The sequence below is a fragment of the Cupriavidus sp. HE11 genome, from assembly GCF_056097175.1.
On record NZ_CP184464.1, the window covers coordinates 2,109,715 to 2,124,797 of the forward strand.

Sequence of the window (15,083 nt, forward strand, 5' to 3'; positions counted from 1 at the left end):
AGTCAGGATCAGCGCGATACCGGACGCTTGCCCAGCTTGCGCTGCAGCGTGCGGCGATGCATGTTCAGCGCCCGTGCGGTGGCGGAGATATTGCCGCCGTGTTCGGTGAGCACCCGCTGGATATGCTCCCACTCAAGCCGGGCCACCGATAGCGGCACCGGTTCTTCCAGCGCGGCCTCGGCCGCCTCTTCCGAAACGCCTGCCATCAGCGCGGTCAGGATCGAATCGACGTTGGCTGGCTTTGCCAGGTATTCGTCGGCCCCCTGTTTCACCGCCGCCACGGCCGTGGCGATACTGGCATAGCCGGTCAGCACCAGGATTCGCGCATCGGGCAGCGCCTGGCGCAGCGGCGCCACCAGATGCAGCCCCGATTCCGCCGGCGCGGTGCCGCTGGCCTCGGGTGGCGGCCCCAGGTGCAGATCCAGCGTGACATAGGCAAACGGTGTTTTCGCGGCCAGGGCCAGCGCGCTGCCGCCGTTGTGTGCCACCTGCACGGCGTAGCCGCGGCGCGTCAGCGCGCGGGCCAGCGTGCCGGAGAACACTTCATCGTCGTCGATCACGAGAAAGGGCGTGGCTTCGGGGGCGCCGGTTGCGGCGGATGCCGCGGCTACGTCGGCAGGTACGTCGGCAGGTGCGTCGGTCATTACGGTTGGAAATCGGATTGCAGTGAGATGGGTTGCGCGGCCGTGCCGGCCAGCGGCAGGCGCAGCTCGGTCACCGTGCCGCCGGCAGGGTTGTCGAGCCATGCCAGTCCGCCCCCGAGCTGGCGGGCGGCGCTTTGCGCCAGGTACAGCCCGATGCCCTGGCCGCCGTGCCCGCTGGCTACCGGTGCTTCGCCAAGCTGCGCGCGCAGCGCGGGCGCAATGCCGCTGCCGTGGTCGGTCACGCGCCAGACCAGCGCGCTGGCATCCACGGACACGGTCAGCGACAGCGGCGGGGCCTGTCGGGTGGCGCTGCCCTCGCCGTACTGGCTGCGCGCGGCATTGTCCAGCACGATGGTCAGGATCTGGCTGACGCGCGCCGTGTCCACGGCTTGCGCGGCGGCATCGGGCAGCACGTCGGCCTGCAGGCTGGCCTGCGGATGGCGCAACTGCCAGCGTTCCACGAACGAAGCGATCCATGCGTCGATGCGCTGCGGGGCCAGCGTCTCGTGGTCTTCGCGCAGCCGCGCCAGGATCGAGCGGCACAGCTCCAGCTGCTGCTCCATCGTGCGCAGGTCGGGCAGGTAGCCGGCCACGGTGGTGGCGCCGCGCTGGGCGTCTTCGGCATCGGCGCGCAGTTCGCCGGCGATCACGGCCAGCGTTGCCAGCGGCGTGCCGATTTCATGCGCCACGGCGGCGGCCTGGTCGTTAAGCGCCTCGACACGCGCCTCGCGCAGCAGCAGTTCGCGCGCATGGTTGAGCTGGGCGTCGCGCTGGCGCAGCACGTTCGACAGCCGCGCCACGAAGAACGCGATCATCACGGCGCTGGCCACGAAGTTGAGCCACATCCCGGCCAGGTGGTAGTTCACCGCGTTGTCGGGGTTGTGCAGGTGCAACGGCAGGTATTCGAGCAGCAGCAGCGAGTAGCAGGACAGCGCGTAGACCGCCAGCACCATTACCAGCCGCCAGGGCAGGATGGCCGCCGCGATCGCCAGCCCGGGCAGGTAGAACGACACGAACGGGTTGGTGGCACCCCCCGTATAGAACAGGATGGCCGACAGCGCGGTCAGGTCTACCATCATCTGCACCATCAGTTCGCCGTCGCCGGGCATGGTGCCCCGCGTGGCATGCCAGCGCAGCCGTGCCACCGAATACAGGTTGAACGTGGTCTGGATCGTGAAGAGGAACAGCAGCGGCTTGTAGGGCAGCATGATGCCGGCGACCGACTCGCACGACACCAGCAGCATGGCCTGGCCGGCCAGCAGCGCCCAGCGCAGCCAGCACAGGCGGCGCAGGCTGACCAGGCTATGGCGTTGCGCCGGCATGCCGAAAATGGCCGGCAGCGGGGTGGGGGACAGGTCGATCGAGGCGTGCATGGCGCGAGTGTAGCAATGCTGCAGCAGGTTGCCCGTCATGCGACACCGTGCCGCATTCTGGGGCGGGCGCGGGGCTGCCAGACTGTCTGGCTACCGGGAGACGGACGGGCGGCGGACCGGGCGACGGGCAGTGTCCGGCCAGCCATGGTCTAATGATCGCCCTCAATCCTGTCGCCTTCGATCCGAATCGTGGAGATGTTCCCAATGCAAGCCAAAGTCCGCGCGGCACGCGCCGCTTCCATCGTCACCCTTGGCCTGGCTGGCCTGCTGGTCAGCGCCCAGGCCATGGCGCAGGTCGACGTCAGCGACGCCTGGGTGCGCGGCACGGTGCCGGCCCAGACCGCGTCCGGCGCGTTCATGACGCTGCACGCGCACGAAGCGGCGAAGCTGGTGGGCGTGTCGTCCCCGGTCGCCACGGCCGAACTGCATGAAATGAAGATGGACAACAACGTGATGCGGATGCGCCAGATCCCGTCGCTGGACCTGCCGAAGATGCAGGACGTGCAGCTCAAGCCGGGCGGCTACCACGTGATGCTGATGGGCCTGAAGCAGCAGCTAAAGGCCGGCGATACGGTACCCATCACGCTGAAGATCGAGCAGAACGGCAAGGTGACGGAGCAGACCGTCAAGGCCGAGGTGCGCGACGTGACCGCGCCGGCCCAGTCCGGCGCCGGCCATATGGACCACAAGCACTGATCCGGCCCGGTCTGGCCTGGCAGGCCCGGCCAGGGTGGCCGGGGGGCGGTGATGCCTAGCCGCGCAGGCTGATGGCGGCGGCTTCGGCGTCCGCGTCGGCTGCCGTGGCGGCCTCGCGCACGCGTTCGCGCAGCCAGGTATGGCCGGGATCGGCATCGGCCTTTTCGGGCCAGATCATGCTGTAGCTGAAGCCGGGAATCGTAAAAGGCGCCTCGAAGACGGCCAGACGGCCGTCGGCCAGCGCTTCCAGGCTGCGCCGTGCCGTGGTCAGGACCATGTTGGTGCCGACGATCAGCCCCGGCGCCACGCTCCAGTGCGGCACCGAGCAGGCAATCTTGCGTCGCCCGCCCAGCCGCGTCACGGCGGCGTCGATGGCCTCGGCACGCTCGGTGGCTGCCGTAACCAGCACATGCGAGCGCGCCAGGTAGGCCACGTGGTCGAGCCGGCCGGTGTCGCGCACCGTGGCTGCGTCCACCGCGCAGGCGAAATCGTCATCGAACAGCACCGCCGTGCGCACGCCCTCGGGTTCGAACGAGAAGGCGGCCAGCGCCACGTCCAGTTCGCCATCGGCGATCTGGGCGGTCATCGTCTCGCGGCTGGACTGCGTCACCACCAGGTCGATATTGGGCGCCGCACGGCGCAGGGCGCGCAGCAGCCGGGGCAGCACCACCAGCGCCCCGTAGTCGGACATCGCCAGGCGGAACGTGCGCCGCGCCGTGGCCGGCTGGAAGCCGCCCGGGCCCAGCAGGATGCGCACCTGCGCCAGCGCCTCGGCCAGCGGGCCGGTCAGCTCATGGGCGCGCGGCGTCAGCACCAGCCCGCCCTGGCCCCGCACCAGCAACGGGTCGTCCAGCAACTGCCGCAGCCGCGCCAGCGAATGGCTCACGGCCGGCTGACTCAGCTGCAGCCGCAGCGCGGCGCGCGAGATATGGCGTTCGGCCAGCAGTGCTTCCAGCACCACCAGCAGGTTGAGGTCGATTCCGCGTAGGCTATTCATGTCGCGAATGTTAAACCGGACTGCGTCCGTTTTGTCATTCGCCGAACGCAGGAGCGAAAATTTTCACGGCGAATTGAGAGGTGTCTCAGCCTGACGACGTTTCAGGCAGTCGGGACACAGGCAATGCCGGCCCGGCACGATCTGCCGCGCCGGCAGCAGCGGCAGGCTGGCGCACCAGCACTCGGGCAGGCCGGCCGCATACCCGCAGACGAACGCGGCCCCGCAGGTGCTGCAACGCTCCACGGGGCGCAGCCGGCCGGTCTGGATCGTCGAGGGGTCGGTCATGGCGTGTATCCTTGTTGCATTGCCGCGATTGCAATGCCGCCGCCGGTTTCTTGTAGAATCGGCGCCTGCCCGCAATGCCGGCTCGCCCCGTACCGCCTTATCAGGCGGACGGTTCGTCATGATACCTGCTCCAGATCACACGGAATGTCCGAAGCCATGAACGCTGACAATCCTGGGCCTGCCACCACGTCGGTAGCGGCCATCGCCCCCTCCCTCAAGGCTGAAATCCTTGCGGAGGCACTCCCCTACATCCGCAAGTTCCACGGCAAGACCATTGTGGTCAAGTACGGCGGCAATGCGATGACCGAGGAAAAGCTCAAGCACGGCTTTGCGCGCGACGTGATCCTGCTGAAGCTCGTGGGCATGAACCCGGTGGTGGTCCACGGCGGCGGTCCGCAGATCGACGAGGCGCTGAAGAAGGTCGGCAAGGTCGGCACGTTCATCCAGGGCATGCGCGTCACCGACGAGGAAACCATGGAAGTGGTGGAATGGGTGCTCGGCGGCGAAGTCCAGCAGGACATCGTCATGCTGATCAACCAGTACGGCGGCCAGGCCGTGGGCCTGACCGGCAAGGACGGCGGCCTGATCCGCGCCAAGCGCCTGCAGATGCCGGATCGCGAGAACCCCGGCACGTTCATCGATATCGGCTACGTGGGCGATATCGAGGCCATCAACCCGGCCGTGGTGAAGGCGTTGCAGGATGACGCGTTCATCCCGGTGATCTCGCCGATCGGCTTCTCCGACGACGGCCAGGCGTACAACATCAACGCCGACGTCGTGGCCGGCAAGATGGCCGAGATCCTGAAGGCCGAGAAGCTCGTCATGATGACGAACATCCCGGGCGTGATGGACAAGAAGGGCAACCTGCTGACCGACCTGTCGGCGCGCGAGATCGAGGAACTGTTCGCCGACGGCACGATTTCCGGCGGCATGCTGCCGAAGATCTCGTCGGCGCTGGACGCCGCCAAGAGCGGCGTGCATTCGGTCCACATCATCGACGGCCGCATCGAGCACTCGCTGCTGCTGGAAATCCTGACCGAACAGGCCTTCGGCACGATGATCCGCTCGCACTGAGCGCGCTTGTCAGGGAGCCCGCCCGGCGCGGGTTCCCGGTCTTACTCTCCATTCAGGTTCACAATCCAGGCGTGTTTATCCGTCAGCCCACCCAGCGTCGCGGCAGGGATCGCGCACGCCGTCTTTCGTCCGGACAGGCATCCGCCCACCGTCCGCGCCGGCACCTGCTGCGAGGCGCGGTGGGGGATACGTCCGGCGATACGGTGTGGCTGTTCGACCTCGACAACACCCTGCACGATGCCTCGCACGCGATCTTTCCGGCCATCAACCGGCTGATGACCGCCTACGTGGCTCGGGTGCTGGGCAGCGACGAGGCCACCGCCAGCCGCGTGCGCGTGGACTACTGGCAGCGTTACGGCGCCACCCTGCTGGGCATGATCCGCCATCACCAGGTGGATCCGGCGGACTTCCTGCGCGCCGCGCACGACTTCCCCGAACTGGCCGACATGGTGCGCGTGCGCCGCGGACTGGTGGCCGGGCTGAGCCGGTTGCCGGGCCGCAAGATCCTGGTGACCAATGCGCCGCGCGACTACGCGCTGGCGGTGATGGCCGTGGCGGGCATCGACCGCTGTTTCGAGCGTGTGGTGGCCATCGAGGACATGTGGGTGCATGGTCACCTGCGGCCCAAGCCGGACCGGCGCATGCTGCGCCGCCTGCTGGCGCAGATCGGTGTGGCGCCACACCGCGTGGTGCTGGTGGAGGACACTGTGTCGCACCTGAAGCACTATGCGGCCATGGGTATCCGTACCGCCTGGGTCACCGGCTTCCTGCGCACGCTGGCGCCGTCGCGGCCCCATGTGGTGCCGGCGCAGGCCGGTGCGGCGCGCGATGCGGCCACGCGGTCGATGCTGGCGGCCGAAGATCGCCAGCATGTGGGCCATACGGCCCAGGAGCGCTCGGTGACGCTGGTCGCCGCCGAGAGCCAGGACCCCTCGGCGGGCCCGGCCAATGATGGGGCGGGCGGCGAGTCAAGCACCCAGACTGCGGCAACGGCGCCACAGATGCAGCCCGATCACGCCCCAAGAATGCGGGCGCGCGTGGTGAATCGCCCGGGATATGTGGACATAAAAGTACAATTGATGCATCAACTCCTACGACAAAAGCGGAGAATCGGGTCATGACGCAAACCATCGCTCGCGAGGCAGAGGCTTTCATGCCAGTTGCCGCATCGGCCATCGAGCCGGAGACCCCGGCACGCAAGCGCCCGCGCCCGGGCGAACGCCGCATCCAGATCCTGCAGACGCTGGCCGGCATGCTCGAGCATCCGCGCGGGGAAAAGATCACCACGGCCGCGCTGGCCGCGAAGCTGTCGGTGTCCGAGGCGGCGCTGTACCGCCACTTCGCCAGCAAGGCGCAGATGTTCGAAGGCCTGATCGGCTTTATCGAGCAGACGGTATTCGGCCTGATCAACCAGATCACCACGCAGGAAGAACATGGCCTGCGCCAGGTGCAGGCCATCGTGCGCATGCTGCTGACGTTTGCCGAGAAGAACCCCGGCATGACGCGCGTGCTGACCGGCGAGGCGCTGGTGGGCGAGCACGAACGCCTGCAGGAACGCATGAACCAGATGGTGGACCGCATCGAGGCATCGCTGCGCCAGTGCCTGAAGGTGGCGGTCACGCAGGCCGCGTTTCCGGCCGATGCCGATATTCCGGCGCGCGTGGCGCTGATTACCGCCACGGTGCAGGGCCACTGGCACCGCTACGCCCGCAGCGGCTTCCGCAAGCTGCCAAGCGACAATATCGACGCGCAGCTGCGCGTGCTGCTGGGGTAAATACCCCGCGCCGGCAAGCGGTCATGCGTGCGGCCGGCGCTTTGCACTATAATGTGCGGGTCGCGCCGATTTGATGACTGGCTTGCGGGCGCGCGGCACCTGGGGAAGATTCTCCGGTTGCCAATATAAATGCGGCTAAAGAGGTTGGGTCGGTGCCTCGCGGATGGATCATCCACGCTCCAGCACCGACACGCGGGATCCCCCGCGAAAAGCCCGACTTGGCTGCGAAACCTACGCATTGGCCGGTCGGGTTTTTTTTCGCCTGCTGATTTGACGCGGGCCTGCTCCATGACCGATGTCGCTCCTCCCGCTGGCGTACTCGACGTGCCGACCGATTCCGTCGGCGTCGTCACGCCCCAGCGCCTGCATTTCACCGAGCCGCTGAAGCTGCGCAATGGCAGCCAGATCGCCGGCTACGACCTGATGGTCGAGACCTACGGCACGCTCAACGCCTCGCGCAGCAATGCCGTGCTGGTGTGCCACGCCCTGAACGCCTCGCACCACGTGGCCGGCATCGCTGCCGACAATCCGCGCGATATCGGCTGGTGGGACAACATGGTTGGCCCCGGCAAGCCGCTCGATACCAACCGGTTCTTCGTCATCGGCGTGAACAACCTGGGATCGTGCTTCGGCTCCACGGGGCCGATGAGCGCCAACCCGGCCACGGGCACGCCCTACGGCGCGCTGTTCCCGGTGGTGACCGTGGAAGACTGGGTCAACGCGCAGGCGCGCGTGGCCGACCACTTCGGCATCGAGCAATTCGCGGCGGTGATGGGCGGCAGCCTGGGCGGCATGCAGGCGCTGGCCTGGAGCCTGATGTACCCGGACCGCCTGCGTCACTGTATCGTGGTGGCCTCCACGCCGAAGCTGTCGGCGCAGAACATCGCGTTCAACGAGGTGGCACGCAGCGCCATCCTGTCCGACCCCGACTTCCACGGCGGCAATTACTACGCGCACAACGTCAAGCCCAAGCGCGGGCTGCGCGTGGCGCGCATGATCGGCCATATCACGTACCTGTCCGACGAGGACATGGCCGAGAAATTCGGCCGTACGCTGAAGGCCGAGGACATCCAGTTCTCGTTCGACGTCGAGTTCCAGGTGGAAAGCTACCTGCGCTACCAGGGCGACAAGTTTGCCGAGTACTTCGACGCCAACACGTACCTGCTGATCACGCGCGCGCTGGACTATTTCGACCCGGCGCTGGCCTTCCAGGGCGACCTGACCAAGACGATGGCGCAGACGCACTCGAAATTCCTGGTGGTGAGTTTCAGCACCGACTGGCGTTTCGCGCCGAACCGCAGCCGCGAGATCGTCAAGGCGCTGCTCGACAACAAGCGGCAGGTGTCGTACGCCGAGATCGACGCGCCGCACGGTCACGACGCCTTCCTGCTGGAAGACCCGCGCTATCACAACCTGATGCGCGCCTACTACGAGCGCATTGCCGAGGAGATCGGTGCATGAACGCCGCCGCCAATCCCAATATCCTCGCCCTGCGTCCGGACTTCCGCGCGATTGCCCGCTGGGTGGAGCCGAATTCCACCGTGCTCGACGCCGGCTGTGGCGATGGCAGCCTGCTGCGCGTGCTGCAGGACGAGCTGGAGGTGAAGGCCTACGGCATCGAAATCCGTGACGAAGAGGTGCTGGCCTGCGCCCAGAAGGGGGTCAACGTCATCCAGCAGAACCTGGAAGGCGGCCTCGCGCTGTTCGAGGACCAGAGCTTCGACACGGTGATCCTGTCGCAGACGCTGCAGACCATCCACAACACCGCCCAGGTGCTGCGCGACACGCTGCGCGTGGGGCGCGAGTGCATCGTCTCGTTCCCGAACTTCGGCTACTGGCCGCACCGGCTGTCGGTGTTCCAGGGCCGCATGCCGGTGTCGGAATCGCTGCCGTACCAGTGGTACAACACCCCGAACGTGCGTGTGCTGACGATTCGTGACTTCGAGGAACTGGCGCCCAAGGTGGGCCTGCGCGTGCTGGACCGCGTGGTGATGCACGAAGGCGTGACCGTGAACTGGGGCGTCAACTGGCGCGGCAGCCTGGCGGTGTACCGGGTGACGTCGACCTGACTTCGGCACCCCGGATTTCGCCCCGGCGCGCTGCAGGGCGGAATCCGAATGTCCCTAGCTTGACGCAAGCCTCTAGCGGGCATACCGTACGCAAGTTACCGAACGACCGTACTTTTTTCCGCATCCAACGCCATGACGCAAGCGCCCCTGCATCCGCTCGATCACGCCCTGCAACTGGAACCGGCCGGCGAACACCGCTTCCGGGGACACACCAGCCAGGCCTACTGGAACATGATCGGGCCGTTCGGCGGCGCCACGGCGGCGGCCATGCTGCAGGCGGCGCTGATCCACCCCGAGCGGCTGGGCGATCCCAGCGCGCTGACCGTCAACTTTGCCGGCCCGATTGCGGAAGGCGCTTTCGAGATCGTCGCGCGGCCGTCGCGCACCAACCGGTCGACCCAGCACTGGCATCTGGAAGTTCTGCAGAACGGCGAAGTCACCACCACCGGTAGTGCCGTGTTCGCGGTGCGTCGCGAAACGTGGAATTGTGGCGAAGCGACGATGCCCCAGGTGCCCGCCGCCGGATCGCTGCCGAAAATGGGCGGATTTGCGCCGGTGAAATGGATTGACAGCTACGACATGCGCGCGGTGCGGGGCGCCAAGCCCACGGCCGCGCCGGGCACCGAGAATCCGGACAGCCTGACGCAGTTCTGGATTCGCGACGAACCGGCGCGCACGCCCGACTATGCGGCCATTGCGGCCTGGTGCGATGCGTTCTATCCGCGCATCTTCCTCAAGCGCGCGGGCTTCGTGCCGGCCGGCACGGTATCGCTGACCACGTATTTCCACGCCGATGCGGCCACGCTGGCCGCGCTGGGCGACCGCCATGTGCTGGGCAGCGCCCAGGCGCGTGTGTTCCGGCAGGGCTTCTTCGATCAGACCGCCGAGATCTGGAGCCCCGACGGCGTGCTGCTGGCTACCTCGCACCAGATCGTTTACTACAAGGAATAGGGCGAGGGACCTGCTCGGTCCGGCCCCAGCCTGCCTTACGCCGGCCGGGCCGCCCCGGCTTCCGCCGGCTCGCGTGCCTGCGCTTCGTAGCGATGGACCGTGTTGCGCATCGCCCAGAGCAGCGCCACGCCGGGCACGGCCGCGATGACGGTGCCCAGGTAGAACGGCGCCCAGCCCCACGCCTCGACCATGTAGCCCGATGTCGGGCCCACGTAGACGCGGCCAATCGACGCCAGCGCCGACAGCAGCGCGTACTGCGTGGCCGAGAACGAGCGGTTGCACAGCGTCATCAGCAGCGCCACGAAGGCCGCGGTGCCCATGCCGCCGCAGATGTTCTCCACCGCGATGGTGGCAGCCATGGTCCACAGGTGCGGCGGCGTCACCGACAGGACCCAGTAGCCCAGGTTCGACACCCCCTGCAGGATGCCGAACAGCATCAGCGACCGGTACAGCCCTAGCCGCACCATCAGCGATCCGCCAAACAGCGCGCCGATGATCGTGGCGGCCAGCCCCAGCGTCTTGTTGACGATGCCGACCTCGCCTGGATCGAACCCCAGGCCGCGAATCAGGAAGGTGGTCGACAGGCTGCCCGCAAAGGCATCGCCAAGCTTGTACAGCACGATCAGCAGCAGCAGCCACCAGGCGCCCTGGCGGCCGAAGAAGTCGCGCAGCGGGCCAAGCACGGCCTCTTCCAGCGATCGGGGCGCGCGCGCCGGGGTGTCCGGCTCGGGCGCCCACATCAGCGTGAGCAGGCCCACGCTCATCAGCGCGGCCATCAGCAGGTACATGTTCGACCAGCCCAGCACCCGGTCGGCAAGGTAAAGCGCCAGGCCCCCCGACACCAGCATCGCCAGCCGGTAGCCCAGCACCTTGACCGCGGCGCCGGCACCGCGCTCGGCGGGGCGCAGCACGTCGGTACTGTAGGCATCGAACACGATGTCCTGCGATGCGGACAGGAAGGCTACCAGCGTCGCCAGCGCCGCCAGCGCCCACAGGGCCTGGTGCGGCGGGCAGAACGCCATCGCCGCGATGCCGCCCACCAGCGCGAGCTGCGTCACCAGCAGCCATCCGCGTCGCCGGCCCAGCATCGGGGGCGTGTAGCGGTCCATCAGCGGGGCCCACAGGAACTTGAAGATATAGGCCTGGCCCACCAGCGAGAAGAAGCCGATCGTCTTGATGTCGAGCCCTTCCACGGTCATCCAGGCTTGCAACGTGCCGGAAGTCAGCGCCAGCGGCAGGCCGGAGGCAAAACCGAGCGTCAGCATGGCGCCGATACGGCGGTTGCGGAAGATATCGAGATAGGTCTGGAAATTCATGATGGGGTGGCGCCAAGGCTGGCGTGTATTATTGCATCACCGTTCGTGCTGCCCGCGAACCTGTCACGACAAATTACGCATCGAGCCCCGCCGTGAATCCCATCGTGCCCGAGACCATGCGTCAGTCCGGCCTGCGCTTCGCGCTGGCTGCTGCGGCCTTCGCGCTGGCACTGCCCGTGCTGGCGCAGGATGTGGCATTGGTGGCGGCCCCCGACGACGGCGTGCGCGTGGAGCGGCGCTACTCGAAGGTGCGCGAGATCGTGCCGATGGAAGTCATCGACCAGCAGGCCGCCCGCGAGTACGAACAGGTCAAGCAGGAAGCCATCGCCAAACATACGCTGCTGGACGATGACGATCCGCAGGTGCAGCGCCTGCGCGAGATCGGCATCCGGCTGCTACCGCAGACCGTGCTCTGGAACCCGCGCGCCGGCCGCTGGCCTTGGGAAATCAACGTCATCCGGGCCAAACAGATCAATGCGTTCTGCATGCCGGGCGGCAAGATGGCCGTCTACACCGGGCTGCTCGACGAACTGAAGCTCACCGACGACGAAGTGGCCGTGGTGATGGGGCACGAGATCGCCCACGCGCTGGAAGAGCACGCGCGCCAGCGCGCCGCGCAGGCCGAAATCTCGAATCTGGGTGCCAACGTGGTGTCGCAGCTGACCGGCTTCGGCAACCTCGGCAACATGGATATCGGCTCCAACGCGAAGATGCTGTCGCTGCGGTTTTCCCGGCAGGAGGAAACCGAGGCCGACCTGATCGGCATGGATATCGCCGCCCGCGCCGGCTACGACCCGCGCGCCGCGATCACGCTGTGGCAGAAGATGGGCAAGTTCCTGCAGGCGGGCGACGAATTCTCGTCGACCCATCCGTCGGGCCGCAGCCGCATCGCGGTGCTGGAGGCGCACATGAACGAAGTGCTGCCGATCTACGCCAGAACCATGAACATGCCGATGGACAAGCTGGCGCCTCACCAGGCCAACATGGCCGGACTGGGCGGTGCGCCGGTGGATGCGGGCGACGAAGACCAGCGGCGTCCGCTGAAGTAGCCGCGAAGCCGCACCATTGCTGGCTGGCGGCCAATAAAAAACCGGCTCCAAGGAGCCGGTTTTTTTTACGTCCGGGGCAGGACTGCCCCAGTCATCACGCTTTCGAGCGCTCAGGCCTTCAGACCCGTGGCTTCGTCCGCGCCGATGCGCACGTTCATGCACTGCACAGCCGCGCCGGCCGCACCCTTGCCCAGGTTGTCCAGGCGGGCCACCAGGTTCAGGCGCTCTTCGTTGCCGAACACGAACAGGTCCACGCGGTTGGTGTCGTTGCTGGCCTGGACGTCGAAGAAGCCGTGGTCCAGGTTGTCGTCGCTGTTGTACGGATGCACGCGGACGAACTGCTCGCCCTCGTAGTGCTTGCGGTAGATGTCGAGGATGGCCTCGGCATCGGCCTGCGCGCCCAGCAGCGACGGATACACCGGCACCGTCACCGACAGGCCCTTCAGGAAGTTGCCGACGATCGGGTTGAAGATCGGCGCCTGCGCCAGGCCGGCCTGCACGCGCATTTCCGGCAGGTGCTTGTGCGCCAGGGCCAGCGCGTACGGGCGCGGGCTGTTCAGCTTCGGGTTACCGCCGGCTTCGAACTCGGCAATCATCGACTTGCCGCCACCGCTGTAGCCGGTCAGCGAGAACGCCGTCACCGGGTAGTTGGCCGGCATCAGGCCTGCTTCCACCAGCGGACGCACGGCCAGCAAGAAGGCGCTGGCGTGGCAGCCCGGCACGGCGATGCGGTTGCTGGCGCGAATCTTCTCGCGCTGGCCACGGGTCAGTTCGGGCAGGCCATAGGCCCAGCTGTCGGTGGTGCGGAACGCCGTGCTGGCGTCGATCACGCAGGTATTCGGGTTCGTCACCAGCGACACGGCTTCGCGCGAGGCCACATCGGGCAGGCACAGGAAAGAGACGTCCGAGGCATTCAGGAAGCGTGCTCGCTCCTGCGGGTCCTTGCGCTTGTCATCGGCAATGCGCAACAGCTCCACATCGGAGCGACCCGAGAGATAGTCAAGCAACCGGAGACCGGTGGTGCCTTCCTGACCATCGACGAACACTTTGAAAACCATGGCGGACTCACTTTTAAAAATGCGAAGAGTCTCCTGTCCTTGGGGGCGGAGAACCTGCATTGTAGCGAGATTGGATGCCGGACGCAGGGTTTACGCCAAAAGGAGGCCGTCGAAATCCGGCCGCACCAAGCCCCCGCTGGCCCTCGCCAAGCTGTTGAAGCGGCTCGACCGCCACCCGAACCTGCTCGACGAGATCCATACGATCTGAAACCGGAATCGGTCGGCAACCCCGGCATTGCGCCGGGGCCCGGAAATCACAGCGGAAAGTCGTAGTCGATCGACAACGGGGCGTGGTCGCTGAACTTTTCGTCCTTGTAGATCGCGCAGGCCTTGGCCGTGGCGGCGATCTTCGCGGTGCTCAGGTGGTAATCGATACGCCACCCGACGTTCTTGGCGTAAGCCTGGCCGCGGTTGCTCCACCAGGTGTACTGCTCGGGGCGCGGATCGAGCTGGCGGAACACGTCGACGTAGCCATGCGTATCGAACAGGGCGCCAATCCACGCGCGTTCCTCGGGCAGGAAACCGGAGTTCTTGAGGTTGCCCTTCCAGTTCTTAATGTCGATTTCCTTGTGCGCGATGTTGACGTCACCGCACAGCACGACTTCCCGTCCGCTGGCTTTCAACTGCAGCAGGTGGGGCAGGAAGGTTTCCATGAAGCGGAACTTGGCGGCCTGGCGCTCTTCGCCGCTCGATCCGGACGGCACATAGACCGAAATCACCGCAAGGTGCGGATACTGCACTTCAACATAGCGGCCTTCAGCGTCGAATTCGGCACAGCCGAACCCCGTGACCACGCGCTCGGGCTGGTGACGGGTGTACAGGCCGACGCCGCTGTAGCCCTTCTTTTCGGCATAGTGGAAAAAGCCGTGATAACCATGTGGCGCCAGGAACGCCTCGGTCATGTCGGCTTCCTGCGCCTTGAGTTCCTGAACGCAGACCATGTCGGCGTTCTGCTTGCCCATCCACTCGAAGAAGCCCTTCTTGTGGGCCGAACGGATGCCGTTGAGGTTGGCGCTGATAATCCGTAACATCTCGGGAAATTTTGAATTCAGAGAGAAAAGATGACGCAGCAGACGACGCCGGCCGACCTGAGCCAGACCTTTATCCGCTTTGCACTGGATGCAGGCGTGCTGTCTTTTGGCGAGTTCGTGACCAAGGCTGGCCGCAAGTCGCCGTATTTCTTCAACGCAGGCCTGTTCAACCAGGGTGCGATGCTGGGCCAGGTGGCGCAATTCTACGCGAAGACCCTGATCAACTCGGGACTGCAGTTCGACGTGCTGTTCGGGCCGGCCTACAAAGGCATCACGCTGGCTTCGGCCACGGCCGTCGCGCTGGCCGGCATGGGCCGCGATGTCGGGTTTGCCTACAACCGCAAGGAAGCCAAGGACCACGGCGAAGGCGGCACGCTGGTGGGCGCCAAGCTGCAAGGCAAGGTGGTGATCGTCGACGACGTGATCTCGGCCGGCACCTCGGTGCGTGAATCGATGCAGATGATCCGCGCTGCGGGCGCCGAGCCTGCGGCCGTTCTGATCGCACTGGACCGCATGGAAAAGAGCGGCACCGCCGACAATATCGGCACGCATTCGGCCGTGCAGGACGTGCAGCGCGAATACGGCGTGCCGGTGATCGCCATCGCGTCGCTGAAAGACCTGCTGGCGTATCTGGATGCCTCGCAGGACCCGGCGCTCGGGAACTCTCGCGACGCTGTCGCTGCCTATCGTCAGAGGTACGGCGTCTGACAGTTGTGTTGCACACGGCCCCGCATGGGGCCGTTTTCATTTTCAGGGGAGCATGGGC

Annotated in this window: 16 protein-coding genes and 1 pseudogene; 10 read left to right on the forward strand and 7 right to left on the reverse strand. The window is 66.5% G+C overall.

The features are described from left to right. Nucleotides 1-8: 8 nt before the first annotated feature. Nucleotides 9-644, reverse strand: a complete 636-nt coding sequence (locus tag ACOABP_RS09785) for a response regulator transcription factor (protein ID WP_474224794.1) — start codon at nt 642-644, stop codon at nt 9-11. After that, nucleotides 644-2,017, reverse strand: a complete 1,374-nt coding sequence (locus ACOABP_RS09790; RefSeq protein WP_474227807.1) for an ATP-binding protein — start codon at nt 2,015-2,017, stop codon at nt 644-646. The genes ACOABP_RS09785 and ACOABP_RS09790 overlap by 1 nt, the downstream gene beginning before the upstream one ends. A 204-nt stretch (nt 2,018-2,221) precedes the next feature. On the opposite strand from ACOABP_RS09790, the gene ACOABP_RS09795 reads away from it, so the two are divergent. Further along, the gene (locus ACOABP_RS09795) at nt 2,222-2,713 is read left to right on the forward strand and encodes a copper chaperone PCu(A)C (RefSeq protein ID WP_474224795.1); all 492 of its coding nucleotides are present in this window, start codon (nt 2,222-2,224) and stop codon (nt 2,711-2,713) included. Nucleotides 2,714-2,768: 55 nt separating this feature from the next. Here the strand turns inward: ACOABP_RS09795 and ACOABP_RS09800 are convergent, their stop codons facing one another. Beyond that, a complete protein-coding gene (locus tag ACOABP_RS09800) occupies nt 2,769-3,710 on the reverse strand; it encodes a LysR family transcriptional regulator (protein ID WP_066735047.1) in 942 nt (313 codons plus the stop codon). A 63-nt stretch (nt 3,711-3,773) separates the two neighbouring features. After that, nucleotides 3,774-3,995, reverse strand: coding sequence for a cysteine-rich CWC family protein (locus tag ACOABP_RS09805; protein WP_474224796.1), 222 nt, complete (start codon nt 3,993-3,995; stop codon nt 3,774-3,776). A 156-nt stretch (nt 3,996-4,151) separates the two neighbouring features. On the opposite strand from ACOABP_RS09805, the gene argB reads away from it, so the two are divergent. The 6 genes from argB (at nt 4,152) to ACOABP_RS09835 (ending at nt 9,863) form a co-directional block, all read left to right on the forward strand. Further along, a complete protein-coding gene (argB, locus tag ACOABP_RS09810; RefSeq protein WP_066735077.1) occupies nt 4,152-5,069 on the forward strand; it encodes an acetylglutamate kinase in 918 nt (305 codons plus the stop codon). Between the two features lie 71 nt (nt 5,070-5,140). Then, nucleotides 5,141-6,190, forward strand: a complete 1,050-nt coding sequence (locus ACOABP_RS09815) for a pyrimidine 5'-nucleotidase (protein ID WP_474224797.1) — start codon at nt 5,141-5,143, stop codon at nt 6,188-6,190. After that, nucleotides 6,187-6,843 (forward strand): nucleoid occlusion factor SlmA, encoded by a 657-nt coding sequence (gene slmA, locus ACOABP_RS09820; protein WP_474224798.1) that lies wholly within the window; start codon nt 6,187-6,189, stop codon nt 6,841-6,843. Before ACOABP_RS09815 ends, slmA begins: the two co-directional genes overlap by 4 nt. A 288-nt stretch (nt 6,844-7,131) precedes the next feature. Then, the gene (gene metX, locus ACOABP_RS09825) at nt 7,132-8,304 is read left to right on the forward strand and encodes a homoserine O-succinyltransferase MetX (protein ID WP_474224800.1); all 1,173 of its coding nucleotides are present in this window, start codon (nt 7,132-7,134) and stop codon (nt 8,302-8,304) included. Continuing rightward, complete coding sequence (gene metW / locus ACOABP_RS09830) at nt 8,301-8,912, forward strand: methionine biosynthesis protein MetW (RefSeq protein ID WP_474224801.1); 612 nt, start codon at nt 8,301-8,303, stop codon at nt 8,910-8,912. The genes metX and metW overlap by 4 nt, the downstream gene beginning before the upstream one ends. Nucleotides 8,913-9,044: 132 nt before the next feature. Further along, complete coding sequence (locus tag ACOABP_RS09835) at nt 9,045-9,863, forward strand: acyl-CoA thioesterase (protein ID WP_474224802.1); 819 nt, start codon at nt 9,045-9,047, stop codon at nt 9,861-9,863. Nucleotides 9,864-9,898: 35 nt separating this feature from the next. Here the strand turns inward: ACOABP_RS09835 and ACOABP_RS09840 are convergent, their stop codons facing one another. Next, the gene (locus ACOABP_RS09840; RefSeq protein WP_066735066.1) at nt 9,899-11,179 is read right to left on the reverse strand and encodes a muropeptide transporter; all 1,281 of its coding nucleotides are present in this window, start codon (nt 11,177-11,179) and stop codon (nt 9,899-9,901) included. A gap of 116 nt (nt 11,180-11,295) precedes the next feature. On the opposite strand from ACOABP_RS09840, the gene ACOABP_RS09845 reads away from it, so the two are divergent. Next, nucleotides 11,296-12,228 carry a M48 family metallopeptidase gene (locus ACOABP_RS09845; protein ID WP_474227808.1) on the forward strand — a complete coding sequence of 311 codons (933 nt, stop codon included), beginning with the start codon at nt 11,296-11,298 and terminating at the stop codon, nt 12,226-12,228. 110 nt (nt 12,229-12,338) lie between these two features. Here the strand turns inward: ACOABP_RS09845 and argC are convergent, their stop codons facing one another. Next, nucleotides 12,339-13,286, reverse strand: coding sequence for an N-acetyl-gamma-glutamyl-phosphate reductase (gene argC / locus ACOABP_RS09850; RefSeq protein WP_474224803.1), 948 nt, complete (start codon nt 13,284-13,286; stop codon nt 12,339-12,341). A 112-nt stretch (nt 13,287-13,398) separates the two neighbouring features. Here argC and ACOABP_RS09855 point away from each other — a divergent pair. Next, nucleotides 13,399-13,494 (forward strand): annotated as a pseudogene (locus tag ACOABP_RS09855) (type II toxin-antitoxin system MqsA family antitoxin); the annotation flags it as partial. Between the two features lie 46 nt (nt 13,495-13,540). Here the strand turns inward: ACOABP_RS09855 and ACOABP_RS09860 are convergent. Next, complete coding sequence (locus ACOABP_RS09860) at nt 13,541-14,317, reverse strand: exodeoxyribonuclease III (RefSeq protein ID WP_474224805.1); 777 nt, start codon at nt 14,315-14,317, stop codon at nt 13,541-13,543. A gap of 30 nt (nt 14,318-14,347) precedes the next feature. Here ACOABP_RS09860 and pyrE point away from each other — a divergent pair, with 30 nt between their 5' ends. Further along, nucleotides 14,348-15,025: an orotate phosphoribosyltransferase gene (gene pyrE, locus ACOABP_RS09865; protein WP_474224806.1), complete on the forward strand. Its 678-nt coding sequence runs from the start codon at nt 14,348-14,350 to the stop codon at nt 15,023-15,025. Nucleotides 15,026-15,083 lie beyond the last annotated feature (58 nt).